A 24,755-nucleotide genomic window follows, 5' to 3' on the forward strand; every position below is an offset into this window, starting at 1 on the left:
GGATCTGAAGGATGCCCAGTTTTTTCATCGACAGGCCGATTTTCGCCTGGGTCGTCGCGATCTTCATCATGATCGCCGGCGCCATTGCCATTCCGCTTCTGCCGATCGCGCAGTATCCCGACGTCGCCCCGCCGCAGATCACGGTGTCGACGACCTATTCCGGCGCGTCGTCGCAGGACACTTACCAGAGCGTCACCAAGCTCATCGAGGATGAGCTGAACGGCGTCGAGGGCATGCTCTATTTCGAATCGACCTCGAGTGCCTCGGGTTCGGCCGAAATCAACATCACCTTCGCGCCGGGCACCGACCCGAGCCAGGCGTCGGTCGACGTGCAGAACCGCGTCAGCCGCGTCGAGCCGCGCCTTCCCGATTCCGTGCGCCGCCAGGGCGTGCAGGTCGAAGAGGCCGGTTCCGGCTTCCTGCTCATCGTCGCGCTGACCTCCACCGACGGCTCGATGGATGCCATCAGCCTCGGCGATTACGTCAACCGCAACGTTCTCTCGGAAATCCAGCGCGTGCCCGGCGTCGGCCGTGCGCAGCTCTTCGCCACGCAGCGTTCCATGCGCATCTGGCTCGATCCCGCCAAGATGCGCGGCCTCAACCTGACGGCCGCGGACGTGACGGCCGCCGTCCAGGCGCAGAACGCCCAGATCGCCGCCGGCAGCATCGGCGCGCAGCCGAACCCGATCACCCAGCAGATCGCGGCTCCCGTCAACATCAAGGGCCAGCTGACGACGCCGGAAGAATTCGGCGCCATCGTGCTTCGCGCCAATGCGGATGGTTCGGCCGTGCGTCTGCGCGACGTCGCGCGCGTCGAGGTGGGCGGCGAGACCTATTCGTTCTCGACGCGCCTTAACGGCCAGCCTTCGGCCGCCGTCGCCGTGCAGCTCTCGCCGACCGGCAACGCCATGGCGACCTCCGAGGCAATCAAGGCCCGCATGGACGAGCTTGCGCAGTTCTTCCCGCCGGGCCTCGAATATTCGACGCCCTATGACACCTCGCCCTTCGTCAAGGTGTCGATCGAGAAGGTTCTGCATACGCTGCTCGAAGCCGTCGGTCTCGTCTTCCTCGTGATGTTCCTGTTCCTGCAGAACATCCGGTACACGATCATCCCGACGCTCGTCGTCCCGGTCGCGCTGCTCGGCACTTGCGCCGTCATGCTCGCCATGGGCTTTTCGATCAACGTCTTGACCATGTTCGCCATGGTTCTCGCCATCGGCATTCTCGTCGACGATGCGATCATCGTCGTGGAAAACGTCGAGCGTATCATGTCGGAAGAGGGCCTGCCCCCGAAGGAGGCGACCCGCAAGGCGATGAAGCAGATCACCGGCGCCGTCATCGGCATCACGCTGGTGCTCGCCTCGGTGTTTATCCCGATGGGCTTCTTCCCGGGCGCGGTCGGCGTCATCTACCAGCAGTTCTCGCTGACGATGGTCGTGTCGATCCTGTTCTCGGCGTTCCTCGCACTCTCGCTGACCCCGGCGCTTGCCGGCAGCTTCCTCAAGCAGGTGCCGAAGGGCCACCATCACGCCAAGCGCGGCTTCTTCGGCTGGTTCAACCGCGGTTTCGACCGTTCGTCGAAGAGCTATAGCGGCAGCGTCGGTTGGCTGGTGCGCCGGACGGGTCGCTTCATGGTGATCTATCTCGCGATCCTCGCCGGCCTCGGCTACCTGTTCATGAAGCTGCCGTCCTCGTTCCTGCCGGACGAAGACCAGGGCTTTGCCATCGTCATGATGCAGCTCCCCTCCGAAGCGACGGGCCACCGGACCGACGAAGTGCTGACCCAGGTCGAGCAGATCTTCGGCCAGGAGCCCGCGGTCGAGACGATCGTCGGCATCAACGGCTTCTCCTTCTTCGGTTCGGGGCAGAACGCAGGCCTTGCCTTCGTGACGCTGAAGGACTGGAGCGAGCGTGGGCCGGAGAATTCGGCGCAGGCGATCGCCGGGCGTGCCAGTATGGCCATGAGCCAGATCAAGGATGCGATCAGCTTCGCGCTGTCGCCGCCGCCGATCCAGGGTCTCGGCACGACGGGCGGCTTCTCGTTCCGTCTGCAGGATCGAGGCGGCCTCGGCCAGCAGGCGCTGTCGGCCGCGAGCGCCCAGCTTCTCGGCCTTGCGGCCCAGAGCAACGTGGTTGCGGGCGTGCGCGTCGATGGCATGCCGGATGCAGCCCAGGTCAACGTCATGATCGATCGCGAGAAGGCCAACACCTTCGGTGTGACCTTCGCCGACATCAACTCGACGATCTCGACGAACCTCGGCTCGACCTATGTCAACGACTTCCCGAATGCCGGGCGCATGCAGCGCGTGACGGTCCAGGCGGACCAGAACGAACGCATGCAGGTGGCCGACCTCCTGAATCTCAATGTCAGGAACGCGTCGGGTGGCATGGTGCCGATCTCCGCCTTCGCGACCGCGGAGTGGACGATGGCGCCGACGCAGACTGTCGGCTACAATGGCTACCCCTCCATGCGCTTCAGCGGCGACACGAAGCCGGGCTTCTCGTCCGGTGACGCGATCGCGGAGATGCAGCGGCTTGCCGCCCAGCTTCCGCCGGGCTTCGGCTATGAATGGACGGGCCAGTCGCTACAGGAAATCCAGTCCGGTTCGCAGGCGCCGATCCTCGTCGGTCTCTCGATCCTCCTGGTGTTCCTGTGCCTTGCGGCGCTCTATGAAAGCTGGTCGATCCCGTTTGCGGTCATTCTCGTCGTGCCGCTCGGCGTCATCGGCGCGGTCATCGCGGTCACCCTGCGCGACATGTCGAACGACGTGTACTTCAAGGTGGGCCTGATCGCGATCATCGGCCTTTCGGCGAAGAACGCGATCCTGATCATCGAGTTCGCCAAGGAACTGATGGAGGACGGCAAGTCGCTGATCGAGGCGACCATCGAGGCCTGCCACCTGCGCTTCCGCCCGATCCTGATGACCTCGCTCGCCTTCACGCTCGGCGTTCTGCCGCTCGCGATTGCCACGGGCGCAAGCTCGGGCAGCCAGCGCGCCATCGGTACGGGCGTGATGGGCGGCATGATCACGGCCACGGTGCTCGCCATCTTCTTCGTGCCCGTCTTCTTCGTCTTCGTGATGAAGATGTTCGGTTACGGCAAGGAGAAGAAGGAGGAGCCGGCTCCGGCGGCAAACCCGGCGGAGTAAGTCGCCATGCGCCGGACCAAGGCAGAGGCCAAGGAAACCCGCCAGCAGATCCTGCTGGCGGCGGAGAAGGTCTTCTACGAAAAGGGTGTCGCCCATGCCTCCATGGAGGATGTGGCGCGCGCCGCGGGGGTCACCCGCGGCGCCATCTACTGGCACTTCGCCAATAGAGCGGATCTCGTGCTGGAACTCTACAATTCGTTGCCCATGCCGCAGGAGGAGCTGATCGCCCGCGAGCTGGAAGCGGAGAACGCCGATGTTTTCGGCGTGCTCGAACGGATCGGCCGGGAATGGCTCGAGCTGCTGGCCACCGACGAGCACCGCCAGCGCATCCTGTCGATCCTCCTGCGTTGCGATACGTCGGGCGAATTCGCCGCCATTTCCGAACGGCAGAACGACATCAACGACGAGCACATGCAGGCGCTGGAAGCGGCATTTGCGAAGGCCGAGGGACAGGGCAAGCTGGGTGCGGCCTGGACGCCGCGCTCCGCCGCCTCGATGCTGCGTTGGCTCATCAAGGGGCTCTGCGCGGAATGGCTGCTGTTCGGCCGGCGGTTCGATATCGCCAGCGAGGGCAAGGACGCGTTGCGCCGCCTCTTCCTGACCTATGCGAGCCCCGTACCGTCACACTGAGCGGGGGGCTTCGAGCCGCGCGATCCAGTCTGCGCCGATCTGCCAGCGCCTGAGCACCGAGACGGGGTCCTCCGCGTCGAGCCGTGAACAGATGCGGTAGACCTCCAGCACCTCCGGTGCCATCTCGCCGCGCTGGCAAAAGTACATGGCCGCCGCATAGCGTGCCCGGCCGGACCATTCAGTGCCGGGGGGCATGGTGATGATCTCCCAGTTGCGGCGGGCCTCCTCGTCCATGTCAGGTGAGGCCCGGCGGGCTTGCCGTCCGCCTTGCGAGCCTGACGAAGGGACGCGGCACGATCTTGGCGCGCTTCATCAGCTTCTGGTATTTCAGCTCCCGCATCGCATAAATCTCCACCCAGAGGTCCTCCGTGAATTTCGATCCGTAGGGCCGCTCGAGGCTGGCGATGGCGATGTTGCGCTTGGCCGTCGGCGACCAGATCGCGGCGGTGACGAGGCCTGCCTCGCGCTTTTGCCGATGATAGACGATGGCATGCTCGGCGGGAATATTCCCTTCGATTTCAAGGCCGACGAGGATGTGCTTCAGAGACTGATTCCGCCGCGCGTCGAGGATGGGCCGGCGCCCGTTGAAGTTCGGCTTGTCCGGATCGACCAGCCAGTCGAGGCCGATCTCGTCGGGCATGCGCACCCGGTCGGCGCGCAGCGCGCCCTCGGCGGTGACGAAATCTGTGTTTGCGACGATGAAGCCCGCCTCGATGCGCGCCTGGTTGAGCGCGCCGTAGCCGATGGCGCGGATCGTGTGCCGCTCGCCGGCGCTCCACAGCCGATCCCACAGCGAGAGCGCGTTCGCGCGCGGCACGAAGAGTTCGTAGCCGAGATCGCCGGTGAAGCCGGTGCGCGAGATGGTCACGTCGCCATCCTTATGCGGGAAGGCGCCTATATGGAAGGGCTTCAGTTGCTCAACACCGGCAAACCCGGCATCGCGCAGCACGGCGTAGCTCGTCGGCCCCTGCAGGGCGAGGCCGGCGATCTCCTCCGTCTCCTCGTGGATATCGACCGTAAAACCGAAGGCGCTGTCGATGAGCCAGGGCAGGTGGCGTTCCTGGCAGCAGAGGCGGAACTCGCTCTCGCCGAGGCGGAAAAGCGTGCCGTCGTCGAGCACATGGCCGTGGTCGTCGCACCAGGCGGTGTAGTGTACGCGGTTCACGGCGAGCTTGCGCACGTCGCGCAGGGTCAGCCGGTTGAGGTAGCGCCCGGCATCCGGGCCGGTTATGCGGTACTTCACCATCGGCGAGATATCGAAAAGGGCAGCGGTGGAGCGGATGGCGAAATATTCGAGCTCGCCGTCGAACAGCGCATGCGGCGCCTTGTAGCCGGCCCAGTTGTACCAGTCGTTCACCTCGCTCAGCGCCATCAGGCGCTCATGGAACGGGCTCTCCAGTCGCGGCGCGAGGATGTGGTTGCGGGCGGCGCGGCGGATTTCGGCGGCGGATTTCGTCATGGCGTTCATGCGGTCGCTCCCGAAAGGATGTGACGGGCCGCGTTCCAGCCCGGCAGGCCGGATATGCCGCCGCCCGGATGCGCCCCGGCGCTCGCGAGATAGAGGCCTTCGATCGGTGTGCGATAGCCGGAGGCGGCGCTGGTCGGTCGGTTGACGAGCAGCTGGTCGGCCTGCAGCTCGCCGTGATGCCAATGGCCGCCCGGCAGGTTGTATTCCGCCTCGATATCAACAGGCGTCATCAGGCTGGCCGAGACCACGGACTTTCCGAGGCCTGGCGCATGGCGCTCCAGCGTGTCGAGCACGATCTTGAGGAAGGCCGGCTTGCCGCTCTCCCAGCCCCTCTTGAGGCGATAGGGAGCATATTGCACGAGCGCCGAGAGCGTGCAGCCGCCGGCCGGTGCCAGCGACGGGTCGGCAAGGCTCGGCAGCGTCACTTCCATGACGGGATCGCTGGAGAATTCGCCGTATTTTGCCGGGTTGAAGGCCTCTTCGACCTGTTCCATCGAGCGCACCAGCACGATGCGGCCCCCCCGGGCTTCCTTTGGCAGGCCGGTGAAATCGGGGATGCGGTCGAGTGCGAGGTCGAGCTTGGCGACGTTGCCGTGGCTGCGCAAGTTCTTCACCGAGCGCACGAAGCCTGTGCCGCTTTCGGCGGGATCGACGAGGTGGAGGAAGGTCGTTTGCGGGTGGATCGCCGAGACGATGACGGGTGCGGTGATCTGCGTCCCGTCGGCGAGAACGACGCCGCTCGCCCGGCCGCGATCGGCAAGGATGCGGCCGACGGGCGCGCCGCAGCGCAGGGTGACGCCGGCCTTTTCGGCAGCGCGCAGGAAGGCGGGCGCGACGCGCGCCATGCCGCCCGCCGGCACGAATTGCCCGCCCGCCTTGCCGGCGACCTCACCGGTCAGGCGATAATAGAGGCCGAGCAGGGAGGTCGGCGAGCGGGGCCCGAGATGGATGCCGAGGGTCGCATCGAAGGCCAGGAGGCCCTTCAGCCGGTCGTCCGAAAGATGTTCGTCGGCGACGTCGGCGACGTTCATCAGCAGCATGCGCAGGAAATCGCGGCCCTCGCGGCGCCCCTTGCGGATGAGGCCGAAGCCGGCGGAAGCGAAGGTGGAAAGGTCGCCGAGCGAGAGCGCGCCGATCTGCGGCGGCGGGCGGCGCAGGAACCGTTTCAGGATGCCCGCCTGGAAGACCAGTTTCCTGCGCAGCGCCGTGAAGGCCTCGGCCTCCTGCGGCGACACGCCGTCGATGCGTTCGCCATAGGCGCCGTGCAGCACGGTGGCCCTTCCTGAACCGTCGAGAACCGTCGTCGGCAACACCGTGTCGGTGCCGGCAAGGTCGAGACCGATGTCGCGGGCCATGTCCGCATCGAGCCGGTTGACGAGATGGGCAAGGCCGGCGGAGCGGAAGCCCGGGAAAAACTCGCGGCCGCGCGTCGCGCCGCCTGGTTCGTTCGCCGCTTCCAGCACCAAAACCCTGCGGCCGCCCTTGGCGAGGCGGGCGGCGGCGGCAAGGCCGTTGTGGCCGGCGCCGATCACGATGGCATCAAATGACGTCATGGGCTTTGCTCATCTGCTCGGGGGAACGCTTCAGGTCGCGCAGGATTTCGGCGGCGGCGTTGCGGCCGGGCGCGCCCATCACCCCGCCGCCCGGATGGGTGGAGGAGCCGCACATATAGAGGCCGGATATCGGGCTGCGGTACTGAGCGTAGCCGGGCACGGGCCGATTGAAGAGCAGCTGGTCGAAGGTGAGCTCGCCCTGGAAGATGTTGCCCTCCGTCAGGCCCACCTCGTTCTCGATCTCACGCGGGGTGCGCACCTCCATATGCACGATGCGCTCGCGAAAGCCCGGCGAATAGTCCGCGATCTGGCCGATCACCGTCTCGGCGAAGGCGTCGCGGTCGGCGTCCGTCCAGTCGCGCCCCTCGAGCTTTGGCGGACAGTACTGCACGAAGCAGCTCATGAAGTGTTTTCCCGGCGAGGCCATGGTCGGGTCGAGCGTCGTCGGGATCACCATGTCGAGAAAGGGATCGGCCGACCAGCGCCCAGCCTTCCAGTCGTCATAGGCCCGCTCCATGCGCTCGATCGAATCGGTGAAATGCATGTCGCCGCGCAGGCAGGAGGAGCCTTCCGGCAAGGCCGGGAACTCCGGCAGGCTGTCGAGCGCGATGTTCACCTTGCCGGAGGAGCCGCGCATCTTGAAATGCCTGACCCGGTGGACGAATTCGCCGGGCAGGGTGTCCTCGTCGACGAGCGTGAGGAAGGTGCGCTTGACGTCGGCATTCGAGACGACGAGGCCCGCGTTGAGTTCGTCGCCATTGGCGAGCACCACGCCGGTCGTGCGGCCGCCGCGGGTGAGGATTTTTGCAACCTCGGCGTCGGTGCGGATCGTGCCGCCGGCGGCCTCGAAGGAGCGGGCGAGGACCTGTGTCACCGCGCCCATGCCGCCGCGCGCATAGCCCCAGGCACCGACCGAGCCGTCCACCTCGCCCATATAGTGGTGCAGCAGCACATAGGCGGTGCCGGGCGACATGGGGCCGAGCGCGGTGCCGATGATGCCCGACAGTGCGAGATAGGCCTTGATGACGTCGGTCTCGAAATATTCGTCGAGGAAGTCGGAGATCGACATGGTCCAGAAGCGGAGCGTCTCGGCCATTTCCTGTGGGCTGAATTCACCGAACTTTTTGGCGAGGTAGAGGAACTCGGACAGGTCGCGCGGGCGAAAACCGAAGGGGTCGGGGGCGGTGCGCATCAGGAGCGGCTGGATGAAACGGCACTGGCGCGTCACGTCGCGGGCGTAGCGCTCGTAGGCCTCCGCGTCGCGCTTCGAATAGCGCGCGAACTCGCGGCGGTGGCTGTCGTGGTCGCGGTAGGAGGCGAGGTAGTCCCCGTCGCGGGTGAAGACCGCGCCGCCCTCGTAGGCGATGACCTGGAGGCCGTGTTTCGGCAGTTCCAGGTCGCGCATGATCTCCGGCCGGAAGAGGGAGCAGACATAGGAACAGTTGGAGTAGAGGAAGCCCGGCGTCAGCTCGCGGCTCGTTGCCGCGCCGCCCACCCAGCCATTCTTTTCGAGCACGGCGACCTTCAGGCCGGATCGCTGGAGGTAACAGGCGGTGACGAGCCCGTTATGGCCGCCGCCGACGATCAGGGCATCGTATTTTTGCATTTTTGATGTCTCCCTTGTTTCTAAAAGCTGCATCAAAAGCAAAATGTTGTCCAGATATTCTGAATGATCATTCAGCAAGTATCTTGCAATCGCCTGATTATGCGCTAGAATTTCGGCCACGGGAAAAGCGCGCCGGCCATGCGGCCGAGGGATGGCGGAGGCCATGACGGCAACGGGCAGGGACGGTGCGGCGGCGGAGCCGGAATATGACGAGGCGGCGATCCGCTTCCTCGCGGTCCTCTGGGGCGAGGGCTATCTTTCGCCGGGCGGTCCGGCGGAGGTCGATCGCATCCTTTCTGGCGTCAATCTGAAGGGCCGGCGCATCCTCGATTTCGGTTGCGGTGCCGGCGGCATCGCGCTGCACATTGCGAGCACCTATGGCCCGGTTGAGGTCGTCGGCTACGACGTGGAGCAGCCGGTCATCGACCGGGCGCGGGTGGCCGCGGCCAAGGCGGGGCTTTCCGCGGTCGCGCGTTTCGCCTCCAGCCCGCCGGGCCGCCTGCCGTTCGACGACGGCGAATTCGACGTCGTCTTCTCCAAGGATGCGATGATCCACGTGCCGGACAAGGAAGCACTGTTTTCTGAGCTTTTCCGTGTGCTCAAGCCGGGCGGCATCCTTGCGGCGTCCGACTGGCTGATAGGCCATGACGGTGAGCCGAGTGCCGATATGAAAGACTATATTGCCGCCGAAGGGCTCTCCTTCGGCATGGCCTCGCCACGTCGTTATCTTCTGGCGATGGCCGCCGCCGGCTTTTCCGAAGGGACGGTCGAAAGCCGCAATGCCTGGTATCGCGACGTGGCGCGCGGTGAGCTGGAGCGCCTCAAGGGGCCGCTTCATGCCGAGGCGGTGGCGGCAGTGGGCGACGCCTATGTCGCGAAGAACATCCGCACCTGGACGGCGATGCAGAAGGTTCTTGACAGCGGGGAGCATTGTCCGGCTCATCTGCGCGGCATCAAGCCGGCCGCGGGAGTTCGCCCGTGACCGTGACGATGCGCAATCCCAAAGGCAAGGTGGCGGTGAAGATGCGGGCAGGCGGGGCTGAACAGGGCTCGGGCGACGGCGAGAAGCGGGGACGCAAGGCCTCGAAGGAGACGCGGCGGCAGCAGCTCGTCGAGGCGACGATCGATTCGCTTGCCAAGCGCGGTTATTCCGACACGACGCTCGCGGATGTCGCCGACGGCGCCGGCCTTTCCCGCGGCATCGTCAACTTCCATTTCGAGAGCAAGGAAAACCTGCTCATCGCCACGCTGCAGTTCATGTCCGAGGAATATGCGGACCATTGGAACGCGGCGCTCGAAAAGGCCGGCCCGAGCGCGGCGAGCCGCATCTGGGCGCTGGTTCATGCGGATTTCGACCGGAAGATCTGCACAAAGCGCAAGCTTGCAGCCTGGTGCGCCTTCTGGGGCGAGGCCAAGTCGCGGCCGACCTACCAGGCGCTGTGCGGCGCGCGTGACGTGAAGTACCAGGAGACCGTGATCTCGCTCTGCGCCGCGTTGAAGGCGGAGGGCGGCTATGCCTATGAGCCGGAGCCGACCGCGCTGTCGCTCTGCGCCATGCTGGAGGGCCTGTGGCTGCGCCTGATGATGGGCGACGGCACCACACGGGAAAAGGCGCTGGAGGCGGCGATCGCCTTCGTCGCCACGACCTTCCCGAAGCATCTCACCTTGCAAGGACCACAATCACAATAGGGAACCCGGAACGGGGAAGGAGTATGGCATGAAGACTGCACACACGGCCAAGCGCACCACAATGGCGGCACTCACCGCCTTCCTCGCCCTCGGAACCGCCCTCCCAGCCTTCGCCGCCGATACGCTCACCGTCTTCGACTGGTCCGGTTACGAGGACCCCGCCTTCCACCCCGCCTATACGGAAAAGCATGGCGGTTCGCCGGATTTTTCCTTCTTCGGCGACGAGGAAGAGGCCTTCCAGAAGCTGCGCTCCGGCTTCAAGGCCGATCTCGCGCATCCCTGCGCGCAGAGCATCGTGAAGTGGCGCGAGGCTGGGCTGCTGGAACCGCTCGACACGTCCAAGCTGGCTGCGTGGAACGATATCCTGCCGGCCTTCAAGGGCATGAAGAACCTGATGACGTCCGAGGACGGTACGGCCTGGTTCCTGCCCTTCGAATGGGGCAACACGGTGCTGACCTACCGCACCGACACGGTAAAGCCCGAGGAGATCGCCTCCCTCAAGGCCTTTGCCGATCCGAAGTTCAAGGATCGCGTGTCGATCGGCGACAATGTCGATGATGCCTATGCGCTGGCGGGCCTTGCCACGGGCCTCAAGGACCTGACCACGATGACGGATGCACAGTTCGGGGAGGCCTCCGCCTTTCTGCGCGAGGTGCACAAGAACGTACGGCTCTACTGGACCGACAACACCGATCTCAGCCAGGCGCTGGCGAGCGGGGAGGTCGATCTCGCCTGGGCCTGGAACGAGACGGCGACGACGCTGCAGGCCGACAGCCAGCCGGTCGCCATCAAGAAGGATACCAAGGAGGGGCTGTCCACCTGGGTCTGCGGCTATTCGCGGCTGAAGGGTGCGGAGGGCAGCCCTGACCTTGCCTATGACTACCTCAACGCCGTCACCGATCCCGGCGTTGCCGCCTATATGGTCGAAAGCTGGGGCTACGGCCATTCCAACGCCAAGGGCATGGCCGCGGTCGATCCGAAGATCCTCGCCGACAAGGGGTATGCGGATGTCGACGCCTTCGTCGCCAACACGCTGTTCCAGGCGCCGATCCCGACAGAGCTGCGGCAGAAGATGATCGCGGAATTCGAGAAGATCAAAGCGGGGTATTGAGAGGGCAGCGGCCCCTCATCCCGCTGCCGCGACCTTCTCCCCGCAAGCGGGGAGAAGGAGGCTGTGGCGACCTCTTCACGTTGATCGAAGGAAAGCCCTGCAGCACGGTTCCTTCTCCCCGCTTGCGGGGAGAAGGTGGCCAGCAGGCCGGATGAGGGGCTAGGTCACACGCGCGTAACCGGCGGGTCTTCCGCCAGCAACACGAACGCCTCCGGATCGTAGGCCAGCCGGATCTCCGCGCCGACCGGCAGATCGTCCGCACCGAAATTGTTCGTCTCGACCAGCGAGAGCGGCTGTTCCAGTCCGTCGACGCCGACGGTCAGGTGGGTGACCTCGCCGAAATAGGCGCGGTTCTCGATGCGGCCGGCAAGCTCGTGCGGGGCGCGGTCGTCGTCCCACAGGAGCCGCAGCCGTTCCGGGCGGATACCGACGGTGACATGGCCGTTTGTGGCGGCAAAGCCCTGCGGCTTGTCGAGGTTGACGGCGCCGAAGCGGGCGGCATCGACGGAGACGGCGTTGCCCTGTTCTCCCAGCACCTTCGCTTTCAAAAAATTCATGCCGCCGAGGAAGTCGGCGACCTTGCGGGTGCGCGGGCGCTGGTAGATTTCCTTCGGGCCGGCGATCTGCGCGATGCGGCCGCCGAACATCACGGCGATGCGGTCCGACAACGCCAGCGCCTCGTACTGGTCGTGGGTGACGAGGATGAAGGTGATGCCGACAGCCTTCTGCAGCGTGCGCAGCTCCACCTGCATCTCCTCGCGCAGCTTCTTGTCGAGGGCGGAGAGCGGTTCGTCGAGCAGCAGCACCTTCGGCCGCATGACAAGCGCACGGGCAAGCGCGACGCGCTGGCGCTGGCCGCCGGAGAGTTCATGCGCCTTGCGCTGGCCGAGGCCCGCTAGGCGCACCTGGTCGAGCGCGTCGCCCACCCGCTTCTTTTCCTCCTGCGCCGAAAGCCGCAGTCGTTTCAGACCGTAGGCGACGTTTTCCGCGACGTCGAGATGGGGAAAGATCGCGTAGTTCTGGAAGACCATGTTGGTCGGGCGCTTGTTCGGCGGCAGTGCGAGGGAGGGTATTCCGTCGATGAAGATTTCGCCCGCCGTCGGTGTCTCGAAGCCGGCGATGGAGCGCAGGAGCGTGGTCTTGCCGCAGCCGGACGGCCCGAGCAGCGAGAAGAACTCGCCTTCGCCGATGGTGAGCGAGACGTCGTCGAGCGCCTTGTAGATGCCGTAGTACTTGGACACGTTGGCGATTTCGATCATCGGGCGGTCGGCCATGGCGGACTTCTCCTCTCAGGGCAGCGTGAAGGCCATCTGCGTGCGGCGTTCGGCCCGGCGGCGCAGGATTTCGGCAAGGGTGAGCATGAGGATGGAGGCGACGAGCATGACGGTGCCGAGCGCCAGCACGCCCGGCAGCTTCGCCGCAAAGCGCAATTGCCCCCAGATATAGACCGGCAGCGTCGGTTCGGTGCCCGACAGGAAGAAGGCGAGGATGAACTCGTCGAGCGAGATGGTGAAGGTGACGAGCAGGCTGGAGACGATGGCCGGTGCGACGACCGGCAACGTGACGCGCCGGAAAGTGCCGATGGCGGTCTCGCCGAGGTCGTAGGAGGCCTCCTCCAGGCTGCGATCGAACCCCTCGAAGCCGGAGACGAGCACCGCCATGGCATAGGGCACGCAGAACACCGTCTGGCCAAGGATGACCGTGATCAGCGACAGTTGCACGCCCATTGCGAGCACGATCATCAGGAGGGAGACGGCGACGATGATCTCCGGCAGGAAGAGCGGCGCCATGATGAGGCCGGCCGCAGCCCTCTGGCCGCGAAAACGGTAGCGCGTGATGGCGCGGGCGGCGCAGATGCCGAGAACGGTGGAGAGCAGCGAGACGGAGACGCCGACGACGAGGCTGTTCCAGGCCGCTTCCAGCATGACCGAATTGCCGGCCAGCGAGGCGTACCACTTGGTGGTGAAGCCGGCGAGCGGGAAGGTGGTGGTGGCCGCGTTGTTGAAGGAGAAGACCGGCAGCAGCAGGATCGGCAGATAGAGAAAAAGGAAATAGAGCGCGACATAGGCCGGAAGGAACGGAAGAACGCGCAGGCGCTGCGTGAGGAGGTTCATCTGATCCTCCTGACGGCGAATTTCAGCGCCAGCACGACGGCCGCCGCCGTGAGCGAGACGAGCACCATGGTCGTGACGGAGAGAGCGGCGCCGAGCGGCCAGTTGGCGGCCTTGCCGAACTGCGCCTGGATGGCGGTTGCGATCATCACGCCGTCCTTGCCGCCGACGAGGCGCGGCGTGACATAGTCGCCGACGGTCGGGATCATCACGATCAGGAAGGCGGAGATGATGCCGGGCAGCGAGAGCGGCAGGGTGATGCGCAGAAAGGCCCTGAAACGGCTGTCGCCGAGATCGCGAGCCGCCTCGATCAGCGTGCGGTCGATCTTCTGCAGCGAAACGTAGATCGGCAGGATGGCGAAGGCGGCCCAGCTGTGCACCAGCGTGATGACGACGGCGTTGGAATTGTAGACGAGCGAGGTCAGCGGCTTGTCGATGAGGCCCATCGAGATGAGGCCGGTGTTCAAGACGCCGCCATAGCCGAGGATGACCTTCCACGACATGACGCGCAAAAGGTAGCTGGTCCAGCAGGGCACGGTGACGAGGAACAGCCAGAGGTTCTTGTGTACCCCGCCATGGAAGGAGATGAACCAGGCAATCGGATAGGAGAAGACGACGGTGACGATGCTGACCGTCAGCGAGATCCAGAGCGAGCGGACGAAGAGGTCGCGGTAGATCGGCTCGGTGAGGGCCTGGCGGTAGTTCTCCAGCGTGAAGGTGCGGTCGATGTCGAGATAGTTCTGGGTCCAGAAACTGTAGGCGATGACGATGAGGACCGGGAGGAAGAGCAGCGCCAGCGCATAGAGGAAGGTCGGGGAGATCAGAGCGAGGCCGCGGGCCTCTTCGCTGCGCATCCAGACCTTGCGCCTCCCGGGGGAGGGTGTGTCGGCAAGCGGGCCGAACGCCGCCGCCGTCATCGGCCACAACTCCCGCCGCGACAACTTTCATAGAGCGTGAGATTTCCCGTTCCCATGCGCTTGCGCCTTTTCGGCCTCTGCGTGCTGCTTTTCGGGCACGCTGCTGTTCCCTGATTGACAGCATGCGCTGAAATCCCCGTTGAAATCAAGCCCTGGTTCTGCAATATTGATTGAACGAACATTCAATATGATTGAGAAAGGTAATATCTTTCATATTGTTGGTCTGGTATTCTTCTTGGTAAATAATCGATGGAGAGGGACATGGCGGCAATTCCGAAGACGGTGAACGAGGACCGGTGTGCCGACGAGGCGTCTGGTGACGCGCTTACCCGGTTGGCCGAGCGCCACCTGGTGCAGCCCTGGCCGGTTTCCGGCTCCATCGGCGCGGAGGCGCGCGGGCGCATCGAGGCGGGCGAGGGCATCTATGTCACCGACGCCGCCGGCCGCCGCCTGATCGACGGGCCTGCCGGCATGTGGTGTGTCAATGCCGGGCATCGCAACAGGCTGCTGGCCGACGTCATGGCCACGCAGGCCATGGAGCTTTCCTACAATTCACCCTGGTATACGACCAACGCGCCGTCCGCCGTGCTCTCCGCGCGCCTTGCGGAACACGCGCCCGACGGGATCGACCATGTCTTCTACACGACCGGTGGCTCGTCCGCGGTCGAGACGGCGCTGCGCTTCATGCAGTTCGCCAACAATGTGAAGGGTCGGCCGGAGAAGAAGCTGATCGTCTCGCGCCAGGGCGGCTATCACGGCTCGACATACCTCTCCGCCTCGCTCAACGGCCGGCCGCGCGACCACGACTGGATGGACAGTGCTGCCGATCTCGTCGTCAAGCTCTCCTGCCCGGATCCGTTCCGCCGGCCGGAGGGCATGAGCGTCGAGGCTTTTTGCGATTTTCTTGTCGAGGAGTTCCGCGCGGTCATCGAGGAGAAGGGGGCGGAGCATATCGGCGCCTTCATCGCCGAGCCGGTCATGGCGTCCGGCGGCGTCATCGTGCCGCCCGATGGCTACCTCAAGCGCATGCACGCGCTCTGCCGCGCCAACGACATCCTCTTTATCGCCGACGAGGTGGTGACGGCTTTCGGCCGTCTCGGCCATGTCTTCGCCGCGCAGGACGTTTTCGGCATCGACCCGGACATGATCACCTTCGCCAAGGGGGTGACGTCGGGATATTTCCCGCTTGGCGGGGTGATGATCGCCGGGCGCCTCTTCGAAGAACTGCGCCGCTCGAACCATTCGGAGGCGATGTTCGCGCATGGGTTGACCTATTCCAGTCATCCGGTCGGCTGCGCGGTGGCGCTGAAGAACCTCGACATCCTGGAGGACGGGCTGCTCGACCATGCGCGCGCCGTTACCGGTCATTTCCAGGCGAGCCTGAAGGCGCTGGAGGACCTGCCGCTGGTCGGGGAGGTGCGCGGTCTCGGGTTGATGGCCTGTGTGGAATGCGTCGCCGACCGTGTCAGCAAGAACCCGTTGACGCTCGACCTGGAGGTCGGCAAACGTATCGACCGGCATTGCCAGGAACTGGGCCTGCTGGTGCGCCCGCTCATCAACATGTGTGTGATGTCGCCGCCGCTCACCATCTCCACCGCCCAGATCGACGACATGACGGCGATCCTGCGCAAGGGGATCGAGCTGACGATGGACGATCTTGTCCGCGAAGGCCTTTGGCGAGGCTGATCCGTCAGATAACAGATGTGCGCGGCGACATTCCCCGCCTCGCACGCTTGAGGCCCGCGCAAGCGGGCCTCTCTTTTTGTCGCCGGATGCCCGTGATCAGCGGCCTTCGGCGAGCCCGGCATTGGTGCCAGCCATATCCTTCTCCTCCGGTGCGTCCTTCAGCGTCATCACCGGCACCACCTTGCGCAGATGGTCGTGGTGGGTGCGCACGCCATATTCGAGGTCGGAGAGGTAGAAGCCGGCGAAGGCGTTGGAGGTCATCGCCTCGTTCGACCAGACGGTGAGCTGCACATCCTCGGCCTGGGTATCACGGTCGATGCGGAAGGCGAGGTAGCGGGCAAGGCGATGGGCACGCTCCTCCTGCCTGTAACGGTAGATGCCGCCACGCAGCAGCGTCTTGCCGACGCCGAGCGGAAACTCCTGGTAGAACTGCACGGTTTCCGGCGTGACGGCAATGACGGCGTTGGGGAACAGGCCGAAATAGATCCATGCCTTGCGCAACCGCTCCGGCAGCGCATGGTTTTCCGGCGAGATCTTCACATAGTTGCGCACGCTCCAGCGCCGGCCGGCATGCGGGTTGTAGGTGGCGAAGGAGCGGCAGATGCCATCGACGAAGGGTTCGTCATAGTAGGTCGAGCCATAGAGGTCCTGCAGGGCGGGATGCGCCATCGCAACATGGTAGCCCTCGTTGTCGACATCGCGCACGGACTTCCAGTTGACCGGCGTTTCCTGCGTCCAGATGGCGCCGGCGGGGATCATCTCCCCGGTGCGGTAATGCGCCAGCTCCGCTTCAAAAGGTTTCATCAGCGCGGCGACGGACGGCTGTGGGCCGGGCGCGAAGCGGATGAAGACGAAACCCTGCCAGATCTCACATTCCAGCGCCTTCAGCGCGAATTCGTCCTTGTCGAGCGGCGGGAAGCTGCGGGGGCGGGCGGCGCCGCGCAGCGTGCCGTCGAGATTGTAGACCCAGCCGTGGAAGGGACAGACGAGCGCGTTGCGGCAGCTGCCCTTCTCGTCGGCGACGAGGCGCGAGCCGCGATGGCGGCAGATGTTGTGGAAGGCGCGCACCGCGCCGTCCTGCCCGCGCAGGATCAGCGCCCGTTCGCCGACGACGTCCATGGCGAGATAGTTGCCGGGCTCGGGAATGTCGGAGACGTGGCAGGCGATCTGCCAGTGTTCGCGGAAGACGTGCTGCCGCTCGAGTTCGAGGAGGGCAGGGCTGTGATAACACCAACCGGGAAGTCCGCTTCTGTCCCAGTCGTTCGGAACGTTGATATCGCGGATCATCTCGTTCATGTCACTCCCCTTTATTTTGCTGAACGTTCATTCAATATAAGCATGATTTCCGTTCAAAAGGAATAGGTTGCGAAAGTTGCGTATCCTGCCAATTGCAAAACCCCGGCCGCAAAGCGGCCAGGGCAGGGCGGATTCCTCGCGAAAAATCGCGCCGGTACCGGCTCTTACCGGCAGACCTTCACGCGCTTGACGACGAGATGGCCCCACTTGTTGTAGCGCTTGATCTTCTTCCAGAAGCAATGGCGGTGATGGCCGTAGTCGTGGCTGACATAGCCGTGGTGATGGCCGCCCCAGCCATGGCTGAAACCGATATAGAAGCCGCCGGCCTGGGAGGGGGCGGCGAAGGACACCGCTGCGATGGTCGCGACAACGGCGGACATGATGAACTTGCGCATTTCAGTCTCCTCTCTACCAGTCAATGGACGAACCATTTCATCCAGTAGGGTGACTGTCGCATGCGGGAGCCTGCCGCGCTGTTTCGGGTGGAACAGGGGTTAGCGGTCGAGTTCCGGGTAGAAGCGCTCCATGTAGCTGGGCCGGAGTTTTTCGCCGATCAGGCAGTCGGCCGGCTCTCCGGCGGCGGGTATGGTGCGCGCGGGCGGCTCGGCGCCGCTGACTTCGAGGATCAGCTTGCGGCGGATGGCGATGGCGAAATCCTCGGGCTCCTGCACCGGCAGCACGAAGGCGCCGGGGCCGCCGATGACGCAGTTGGCATAATAGTCGTCGAGCGAGCCATAGGCGGCGGAGGGGCGGATCATGATGGCAAGGCCGTTGATGATGATGCCGAGCGCGGTCGCCGCATCGCGTGCAGGGGTTACCGGCGGGCCGAAATTGTTCGGGCCGTCGCAGGACACGTCGATGACGCGGCGCAGGCCGCTATAGCCGTTGGCATCGAAAAGCTGTGCGCCATAGACGATCGCGCCCGAGATCGAGGTGCCCCGGCGCGTCGCGATCGGGCGGGCTTCGAGCTGGGCGGCAAACGCGTTTGCATCCTCCGGCCCGGAGATGATCTGCCAGGGCACGAGGGAATTGTCGCGGATCGTGCCGGCCCATTCGAAATAGCTGATGGCGATGCGGCCGGTCAGCCCGTCACGCACGGCATCGATGAATTCCGGGTGGCGCAGCGCATCGACATAGCCGGCGCGCTGCACCTGCGCCTCCTCGAGGTCCATGGAGCCGGAGACGTCGACCGCCAGCACCAGTTCTACATCCACCTCCTGGTCCGCGGCGGCGAGTTCCGCGCCGGGCATCAGGCTTATCAGCAAGGCAAGCGTTGTCAGCATGACCATCACCCATCCGTGCATCCGGGTTTGGAAAATGTATCACGACCTGCACGCGGAAAGGGCATGCATTCTTCAAAAATCGGTGATGCGGCGAATAGCCGTCCGCCTGCAGCCGTTTCCCGGTGGTTCCCGTCCCTCGCGGCGGAACACATATGCCCCGGGCTGAGGAAGCGGATCGACATGGGTTTCAAGGATATTCTTGCCGGCATGCGCAACAGGGTGTTTGGCCGGGCGAGCGCCGCGCCGCAGGAGCTTCTGTCCCCGGAGGAGCAGCTGGTGCGTGACTACGACCTCTATCTCGTCGACCTGCACGACGAGATACCGGCGCTCGTGCCGCAGCGCGACGCCATGCGCGCCGCCTGGCGCAACGGCGATTTCGAAGCCTACCAGCGGGCGTTCGAGGCTGCCCGGGTGGGTGGTGTCATCACGGAAAGCGGCCGGCCGCTCTACGCGCTGGTGAAGGACTGGTTCGTCGAGCCGTTCCTGGAGCTTCCGGATGACGAGACGGTGGCGCATATCGACATGCTGGAGCCCTTCCGGGCCTTCTTCCAGCGCAGCCCGTCCGCCTTTTCGGCCGCCACCTATGCCGATGCGTTGCGCGTCACCGCCTTCGTGCGACGCGGCACCGCCTATGGGCGCCTTGTCCGGGCGGACCAGTGGCGGGACTATGAAACGCTGCTGAAGGAGGCGGACGACGTGCTCGACAGCCATGCCGATCCGGAAAATTTCAGCTGGCGGATGAGCGACTACCGTCGCTCGGCCAACGACGGCGATTTCGAGAAATTCAGAGCGCGCTTCGAGCGCGTCTGGTTGCTCGACCGGTACAATATCGACCTCTGTCGCTCGCATGCCCGCATGATCATGCCGCGCTGGCTGGGACGCAGCGCGCAGGATCTCGAGGATTTCGCCCGTCGGGCGGCGGAGCTGACGCAGGACCGCTTCGGCCTCGGCTTCTATGCGCTGATCCAGCAGGCCAATACCGATGTCGGCGACCACGAGCTTGCCGATACGCTCTGCGATCCGGATATGGCGAAACGCGGCTTCGAGGATCTCCTGACGCGGTTTCCCGCGCCCAGCGTGATGAACCTCTATGCCGACATGCTGGAATGGATGGGCGACACCGAGGCGCTCGCCGATCTCCTGGAGAGCCGCTTCCGCGTGATGGTGCCGCAGATCTGGTACGGCGATACGCGCGGCGACAAGATCTCCTACCTCTTCGCCACGCTGCTCGAGGCGGCGGAGGTGCTGGAGGCGCGGCGCGCCCGATAGGCTACAGCGCCGTCAGTTCCCGGATCGCCATGCGCTTGTAGGCCTCGACCAGCCTGTCGCCTTCGGCCCGGTCGACCGAGACGGCGAGGCGCATCGTCGCCTCGCCAAGATGCATGACGAGGAGCGCGACCGCCTCGATCCGGTCGGGGTCGGCCTTCGGGCGCAGCATTCTCAGCCGGGCGGCGAGCAGCGCGCCGTTGCGGCGGCTTTCCTCCGCTTCCATGGCCCGCAGCGCCCCGTCCGCCTGCACGGCAGACCAGATGTCGCGGATGACCGGTTCGGCGAGGAAGATTGCGTAGTAGGTGTCGATCAGGCCGCCGAAGGCCTCGGCAAGCGCGTCCATGCTGCCGACCGCGGCAAGGCCTTCGGCGATGCAGGCGCGGCTTTCCTCGTTGCAGCGTTCGGCCAGCGCATGCACCACGGCGCTCTTGTCGGGAAAATACTGGTAGAGCGAGCCGATCGAGATGCCCGTGCGCTGGGCAAGCTCGCTCATGCGCAGGGCGTCGCTGCCCGTCTGCGCGATCATGTCCGTCGCATTGGCAAGAATGGCGTCCACCCGCTCGCGGCTGCGTTTCTGGGTGGGGGCGCGGCGCATCTGTGGTTCGGTCATCGGGTTTTCCGGGCGGCTGCGACGTGGTTTCGATTGCCCTTGACAAATACGAGCAATCCTCACATTTTGCAAATATGAGGATTGCTCATGTTTTGGAGGATAGACGATGACGAACGAGTGCATTCTGCTTCTGGGCGGCGAGGGAAAGACGGGGCGGCCGATTGCCGAGCGGCTTCGCGAAAGGGGCGTTGCGGTGCGCATCGGTTCCCGCTCCGCGGCGATCCCGTTCGACTGGCGCGACCCGGCCGAGTGGTCGGCGGCTCTGGAGGGCGTCACGGCCGTCTACATCGCCTATCAGCCTGACCTTGCGGTGCCGGGATCGGATGCGGACCTGCGCCACCTGGCGTATCTTGCAGCTGCCGCCGGCGTGCGTCGCCTGGTGCTTCTGTCGGGCCGCGGCGAGGATGCCGCGGAGGCGGGCGAGGCGGCGGTGAAGGAGGCGGGTGTAACCTGGACTGTGCTGCGCGGCAGCTGGTTCTTCCAGAATTTCAGCGAGGGGCTCTTTGCCGAGGAGATCCTTGCCGGTGAGCTGGTGCTGCCGTCCGCCACCGTGCGCGAACCCTTCGTCGATACGCGCGACATCGCCGACATGGCGGTCGCCTCTTTGACGGAAGAGGGACATGCCGGCAAGACCTACGAACTGACCGGACCGCGGCTGATGACCTTTCGCGAGGCCGTTCAGGAGTTCGCCGCCGCCGGCGGGCGCACGGTGGCCTATACGCCCGTCACAATCGAAGCCTATGCCGGCATGCTGCGGCAGGCCGGCCAGCCGGAAGAGGTCGTCTGGCTCGTCAGCTATCTCTTCGGTTCGGTGCTCGACGGGCGGAACGAGCATCTGAGCGACGACATTGCGCGTGTGCTCGGCCGTCCGCCGCGTGACTTTTCCGAATTCGCCCGTGATACGGCCGAAAGCGGTTTCTGGAGGACCTGACCATGGCAAGTGCCGTTCCCATCCTGACCTTCCTCGCCATTCTCGCCGCGGCGCTGAATGCCGGGCTGTTCTTCATCTTCTCGGTCTGCATCATGGCGGCCTTCGCCCGCCTGTCGCCGGCCGAAGGGGCGGCGGCGATGAACGCCATCAATGCCGTCATCCAGAATCCCTGGTTCTTCTCGGCTTTCTTCGGCGGGGCGTTGCTGTCGCTGGTGCTGACGGTGCTCGGTTTTCTGCAGGACGGGCCGGGCGGACTGACGGCTGCGGCGGGCGGCGCCGTCTTCCTTGTTGCGGTCATCGGCGTGACGGTCGTCTTCAGCGTGCCGCTCAATGAGGCGCTTGCCGCCGCGCCGGCGGGAAGCCCCGAACAGGCGGCGCTCTGGCAGCGCTATCTCGACGTCTGGACGCTGTGGAACCATGTGCGCACGCTCGGCGCGCTTGCCGCCGTGGGTTTCTTCACGCTCGCGTTCCGCCAGGGTGCCGCGCTCGGCTAGGACCGGGCTGGCGCTCCCTCCTTCCGCCTGCTAGCTCTGTTCCAGACGAATGCCGGAGCCGACCTTGCAGGACATTACCGACCTTTCCGCCCTTGCCCTTTCCGCCGCCATCGCCGAGCGCCGGCTTGACTGCCGCAACGTCATGGTGGCCTATCTCTCCCGCATCGAGGCGATCAATCCGCGTCTCAACGCCATCGTCAGCCTGCGCCCGGCGGATGCGCTGCTGGCCGAAGCGGAAGCGGCAGACCGGGCCCTTGCGGTGGGGGACTATCGCGGCTGGCTGCACGGCGTGCCCTTCGCGGTGAAGGACCTTTCAGAGGCGAAGGGCATCCTCTGCTCCTTCGGCTCGGCCAATTATGCGGATTTCGTCCCCGACTACGACGACATCCATGTCGAGCGCATCCGGGCTGCCGGCGCCATCATCATCGGCAAGACCAATGCGCCGGAAATGGGCCTCGGCTCGCACAGCTACAACCCGGTCTTCGGCGTCACGCGCAATCCCTATGACACCGGCAGGAGCGCCGGCGGGTCCTCGGGCGGTGCGGCGGCGGGGCTGGCGGCGCGGCTCTTGCCGGTCGCCGACGGCAGCGACATGATGGGCTCGCTGCGCAATCCCGCGGGTTTCAACAATGTCGTCGGCTTCCGTCCGTCCTTCGGCCGCGTGCCCTCGCTCAACACCGAACTTTTCCTCGGCCAGCTCGCCGTCAACGGCCCGATGGGGCGCAGCGTCGCCGATGTCGCGGCCCTGCTGGCGACGCAGGCCGGCCATGACCCCCGTGATCCGCTGTCGCTTGCCGATGATGGCCTTGTGCACGATGGCGACCGTGATCTTTCCGGCGTCCGCATCGGCTGGCTGGGCGATTTCGACGGCTACCTTGCCTTCGAGCCCGGCGTGCTGGAGCTCTGCCGCGCCGCGCTCGACGTCTTCCGCCGGCTTGGATGCCGCGTCGAGGACGTACCTCCGGGCTTCGACATGGCGCGACTCTGGCAGACCTGGCGCACGTTGCGCCATTTCCTCGTCGCCAATGGGCAGGCGGGCGACTATGCAGACCCCATCCGGCGCGCGCGCATGAAGCCGGAGATGATCTGGGAAATCGAGAACGGCCAGAACCTATCCGCGGCGGAGGTCTATGCCGCCTCGCTCGGCCGCAGCGACTGGCTGCGCCACGTCATGGGCCTCTTCGAACGCTACGATTTCCTCGTCCTTCCCTCTGCCCAGGTCTTCCCCTTCGCGGCCGAGCTCGACTGGCCGAAGGCAATCGCGGGGCGGGCGATGGACACCTATCATCGCTGGATGGAGGTGGTGATCGGGCCGACGCTGGCCGGCCTTCCCGTCGCCGCCATGCCGGCTGGTTTCGGCGTGAACGGACTGCCCGCAGGCATCCAGATCATCGGTCGCCCGCGGGCCGATCGCGACGTGCTCGCGGCTGCCGCGCGCTATGAGGCAGCGACCGACTGGCTCTCCCGGCATCCCCAGTTCTAGGGATACGGGGGCTTTTGACACGCCAGCGCCGCATTCTCGTGACAGGCAGCCTTGCCGGGTGTTGAGGACCGTCCGGCAGACTCCTTCAAAAACGCGAGGCGCCGTTTAGGAATTGCTTACCATATTTCGTCATTCTTTGCTCGTTCGGCAGAAGCCCGGGACGCGTGATCCCGCCGCCTGCCGCAAGCGTAACGGCTTCCGGAGTGTGTTTTCCGCGGCCGCGTCGAGTAACGAGTATCGGGTAACGAGTATCATGGCGTCTGTATACAGTTCCGCGCGTTCCGCGTCGAAGACCCGTCGGGGTATCCTTCTCAGCGCATTCCTGGCCTGCGGTGTCGTCGCAGGATCCGCCTGGGCCGTCGTTTCGACGCTGGGCGCAATGCAGGATGCGGCCTCCTCCCTTTCCGAAGGCAAGAAGATCATGACCGCCTCGCTGCATGGCAAGCCTGCGGCGAGGCTGACCCAACACGCCGAGCGCACGGTGAAGGTCGCGAAGTTCTCGCGGCTGTCGCAACCCTCGGAAAGCGAGCTGCGCCAGAAGCAGCTGACGGCCGAGGCGATCCAGCTCGCCCACCAGCGCAAGATCTCCATCCAGCTCGCCTCCGCCGTCAAGCGCGAGAAGGCCAAGGCGGCGATGATCGAGGCGGCCATCGCCCGCGCCGAACGCTCCGTCGAGGACGAGAAGCGGATCACTGGCCAGCCGACCATGGTTACCGCGCTGGTCGAGGATGTTTCCGCCCGCAAGGACATCCAGCCCTTCGGCCTCGTCATGCAGAAGCCGGAAACCGAGGAGGAGAACCTCCTCAGCGAGATCCCGCTGCCGGAGGTCAAGCCCGCGCTGGAGACGGTCACCATCGAAAAGCCGGTGGTCGAGGAAAAACCCGTCGCCCGCGCCAAGCGCGAGGAGGCGAAGGACAAGGCCAAGGAAGACGTCGCTCTCGTCAAGCCCGAGCGTTCGCTGTTTGGCGATCTCTTCAAGAGCAAGGGTGGCGCAAGCGGCACCGGCTGGCCGGGGCGCGGAACGCGGGTCGCGATCTACGACGTCTCCAATGCGACGGTCTACATGCCCGACGGCACGAAGCTGCGCGCGCATTCTGGTATCGGCAAGATGCGCGACAACCCGCGCTACGAACATGTCAAGATGACCGGGCCGACGCCCGCCGGTATCTACCGCCTGAAGATGCGCGAGCGGCGCTTCCACGGCGTCGAGGCAATCCGCATGACGTCGATCGACGGACGTGACCCGAAGAACCGTACGGGCCTCCTGACGCACACCAACCTGCTGCGCGGCCAGAAGGGTTCGCATGGCTGCGTCGCCTTCCAGAACTACGAGCCATTCCTCAATGCCTTCAAGCGCGGTCACATCACGATGATGGTCGTGGTGCCGGAGCTGCCGTCCTCCCGCACGCAGCTTGCCGCCCTTTACCGCAAGGCCGGTGCCTGACTGCCTTCCGCTTGATGGGCTGAAA

The 24,755-nt window shown here is 65.3% G+C and carries 22 protein-coding genes; 11 read left to right on the plus strand and 11 right to left on the minus strand.

Annotated elements, in window-relative coordinates; all coding sequences use genetic code 11:
• Positions 1-11 precede the first annotated feature (11 nt).
• Together P9A16_RS04935 and P9A16_RS04940 are read left to right on the plus strand one after the other, a co-directional pair.
• The gene (locus P9A16_RS04935) at positions 12-3,149 is read left to right on the plus strand and encodes an efflux RND transporter permease subunit (RefSeq protein ID WP_023515745.1); all 3,138 of its coding nucleotides are present in this window, start codon (positions 12-14) and stop codon (positions 3,147-3,149) included.
• A 6-nt stretch (positions 3,150-3,155) separates the two neighbouring features.
• A complete protein-coding gene (locus P9A16_RS04940) occupies positions 3,156-3,779 on the plus strand; it encodes a TetR family transcriptional regulator (RefSeq protein ID WP_050744560.1) in 624 nt (207 codons plus the stop codon).
• On the opposite strand, the gene P9A16_RS04945 is transcribed toward P9A16_RS04940, so the two are convergent.
• Genes P9A16_RS04945 through P9A16_RS04960 form a run of 4 tightly spaced genes read right to left on the minus strand, consistent with a single transcriptional unit; the run spans position 3,771 to position 8,406 of the window.
• Positions 3,771-3,974, minus strand: a complete 204-nt coding sequence (locus P9A16_RS04945; protein WP_306414940.1) for a hypothetical protein — start codon at positions 3,972-3,974, stop codon at positions 3,771-3,773. The genes P9A16_RS04940 and P9A16_RS04945 overlap by 9 nt on opposite strands.
• Positions 3,975-4,014: 40 nt before the next feature.
• On the minus strand, positions 4,015-5,238 hold the full coding sequence (locus P9A16_RS04950) for an aminomethyltransferase family protein (protein WP_081870606.1): 1,224 nt from the start codon (positions 5,236-5,238) through the stop codon (positions 4,015-4,017).
• 5 nt (positions 5,239-5,243) lie between these two features.
• Positions 5,244-6,800: a phytoene desaturase family protein gene (locus P9A16_RS04955; RefSeq protein WP_024270535.1), complete on the minus strand. Its 1,557-nt coding sequence runs from the start codon at positions 6,798-6,800 to the stop codon at positions 5,244-5,246.
• Positions 6,787-8,406 (minus strand): phytoene desaturase family protein, encoded by a 1,620-nt coding sequence (locus tag P9A16_RS04960; protein WP_023514332.1) that lies wholly within the window; start codon positions 8,404-8,406, stop codon positions 6,787-6,789. Before P9A16_RS04960 ends, P9A16_RS04955 begins: the two co-directional genes overlap by 14 nt.
• Before the next feature lie 163 nt (positions 8,407-8,569).
• Between P9A16_RS04960 and P9A16_RS04965 the strand changes: the two genes are divergently transcribed.
• From P9A16_RS04965 to P9A16_RS04975, 3 genes are read left to right on the plus strand one after another with little or no spacing between them, the layout of a single operon-like run.
• Positions 8,570-9,388 carry a class I SAM-dependent methyltransferase gene (locus P9A16_RS04965; protein WP_023514333.1) on the plus strand — a complete coding sequence of 273 codons (819 nt, stop codon included), beginning with the start codon at positions 8,570-8,572 and terminating at the stop codon, positions 9,386-9,388.
• A 41-nt stretch (positions 9,389-9,429) separates the two neighbouring features.
• On the plus strand, positions 9,430-10,095 hold the full coding sequence (locus tag P9A16_RS04970; RefSeq protein ID WP_050744605.1) for a TetR family transcriptional regulator C-terminal domain-containing protein: 666 nt from the start codon (positions 9,430-9,432) through the stop codon (positions 10,093-10,095).
• A gap of 28 nt (positions 10,096-10,123) precedes the next feature.
• On the plus strand, positions 10,124-11,206 hold the full coding sequence (locus P9A16_RS04975) for an extracellular solute-binding protein (RefSeq protein ID WP_023514335.1): 1,083 nt from the start codon (positions 10,124-10,126) through the stop codon (positions 11,204-11,206).
• A gap of 164 nt (positions 11,207-11,370) precedes the next feature.
• On the opposite strand, the gene P9A16_RS04980 is transcribed toward P9A16_RS04975, so the two are convergent.
• The 3 genes from P9A16_RS04980 to P9A16_RS04990 are packed head-to-tail and all read right to left on the minus strand — an operon-like array spanning position 11,371 to position 14,234.
• The gene (locus tag P9A16_RS04980; RefSeq protein WP_037407170.1) at positions 11,371-12,465 is read right to left on the minus strand and encodes an ABC transporter ATP-binding protein; all 1,095 of its coding nucleotides are present in this window, start codon (positions 12,463-12,465) and stop codon (positions 11,371-11,373) included.
• A 30-nt stretch (positions 12,466-12,495) separates the two neighbouring features.
• A complete protein-coding gene (locus tag P9A16_RS04985; protein ID WP_130515379.1) occupies positions 12,496-13,320 on the minus strand; it encodes an ABC transporter permease in 825 nt (274 codons plus the stop codon).
• Positions 13,317-14,234, minus strand: coding sequence for an ABC transporter permease (locus P9A16_RS04990; protein WP_024270536.1), 918 nt, complete (start codon positions 14,232-14,234; stop codon positions 13,317-13,319). Before P9A16_RS04990 ends, P9A16_RS04985 begins: the two co-directional genes overlap by 4 nt.
• 261 nt (positions 14,235-14,495) lie before the next feature.
• Between P9A16_RS04990 and P9A16_RS04995 the strand changes: the two genes are divergently transcribed.
• Complete coding sequence (locus P9A16_RS04995) at positions 14,496-15,920, plus strand: aminotransferase (protein WP_023514132.1); 1,425 nt, start codon at positions 14,496-14,498, stop codon at positions 15,918-15,920.
• A gap of 96 nt (positions 15,921-16,016) precedes the next feature.
• Here P9A16_RS04995 and P9A16_RS05000 read toward each other — a convergent pair whose 3' ends face one another.
• The 3 genes from P9A16_RS05000 to P9A16_RS05010 all read right to left on the minus strand — a co-directional run bounded on the left by P9A16_RS05000 (position 16,017) and on the right by P9A16_RS05010 (position 18,499).
• Positions 16,017-17,216, minus strand: a complete 1,200-nt coding sequence (locus tag P9A16_RS05000) for an aromatic ring-hydroxylating oxygenase subunit alpha (protein ID WP_023514131.1) — start codon at positions 17,214-17,216, stop codon at positions 16,017-16,019.
• Between the two features lie 164 nt (positions 17,217-17,380).
• A complete protein-coding gene (locus tag P9A16_RS05005; RefSeq protein ID WP_023512225.1) occupies positions 17,381-17,611 on the minus strand; it encodes a hypothetical protein in 231 nt (76 codons plus the stop codon).
• A gap of 99 nt (positions 17,612-17,710) precedes the next feature.
• The gene (locus P9A16_RS05010; RefSeq protein ID WP_278025564.1) at positions 17,711-18,499 is read right to left on the minus strand and encodes a DUF1194 domain-containing protein; all 789 of its coding nucleotides are present in this window, start codon (positions 18,497-18,499) and stop codon (positions 17,711-17,713) included.
• Positions 18,500-18,679: 180 nt separating this feature from the next.
• Between P9A16_RS05010 and P9A16_RS05015 the strand changes: the two genes are divergently transcribed.
• Positions 18,680-19,768: a hypothetical protein gene (locus tag P9A16_RS05015; protein ID WP_023512223.1), complete on the plus strand. Its 1,089-nt coding sequence runs from the start codon at positions 18,680-18,682 to the stop codon at positions 19,766-19,768.
• 1 nt (position 19,769) lies between these two features.
• Here P9A16_RS05015 and P9A16_RS05020 read toward each other — a convergent pair whose 3' ends face one another.
• Positions 19,770-20,378 carry a TetR/AcrR family transcriptional regulator gene (locus tag P9A16_RS05020; RefSeq protein WP_023512222.1) on the minus strand — a complete coding sequence of 203 codons (609 nt, stop codon included), beginning with the start codon at positions 20,376-20,378 and terminating at the stop codon, positions 19,770-19,772.
• Positions 20,379-20,484: 106 nt separating this feature from the next.
• Here P9A16_RS05020 and P9A16_RS05025 point away from each other — a divergent pair, with 106 nt between their 5' ends.
• The 4 genes from P9A16_RS05025 (at position 20,485) to P9A16_RS05040 (ending at position 24,730) form a co-directional block, all read left to right on the plus strand.
• The gene (locus P9A16_RS05025) at positions 20,485-21,309 is read left to right on the plus strand and encodes an NAD(P)H-binding protein (protein ID WP_023512221.1); all 825 of its coding nucleotides are present in this window, start codon (positions 20,485-20,487) and stop codon (positions 21,307-21,309) included.
• Between the two features lie 2 nt (positions 21,310-21,311).
• Complete coding sequence (locus P9A16_RS05030; protein WP_023512220.1) at positions 21,312-21,803, plus strand: anthrone oxygenase family protein; 492 nt, start codon at positions 21,312-21,314, stop codon at positions 21,801-21,803.
• Between the two features lie 64 nt (positions 21,804-21,867).
• On the plus strand, positions 21,868-23,286 hold the full coding sequence (locus P9A16_RS05035; protein ID WP_278025565.1) for an amidase: 1,419 nt from the start codon (positions 21,868-21,870) through the stop codon (positions 23,284-23,286).
• Between the two features lie 253 nt (positions 23,287-23,539).
• Complete coding sequence (locus P9A16_RS05040) at positions 23,540-24,730, plus strand: DUF2778 domain-containing protein (RefSeq protein ID WP_278025566.1); 1,191 nt, start codon at positions 23,540-23,542, stop codon at positions 24,728-24,730.
• Positions 24,731-24,755 lie beyond the last annotated feature (25 nt).

Origin of the sequence: Shinella sp. 838 (assembly GCF_029623935.1) — a bacterium.
GTDB lineage: Bacteria > Pseudomonadota > Alphaproteobacteria > Rhizobiales > Rhizobiaceae > Shinella.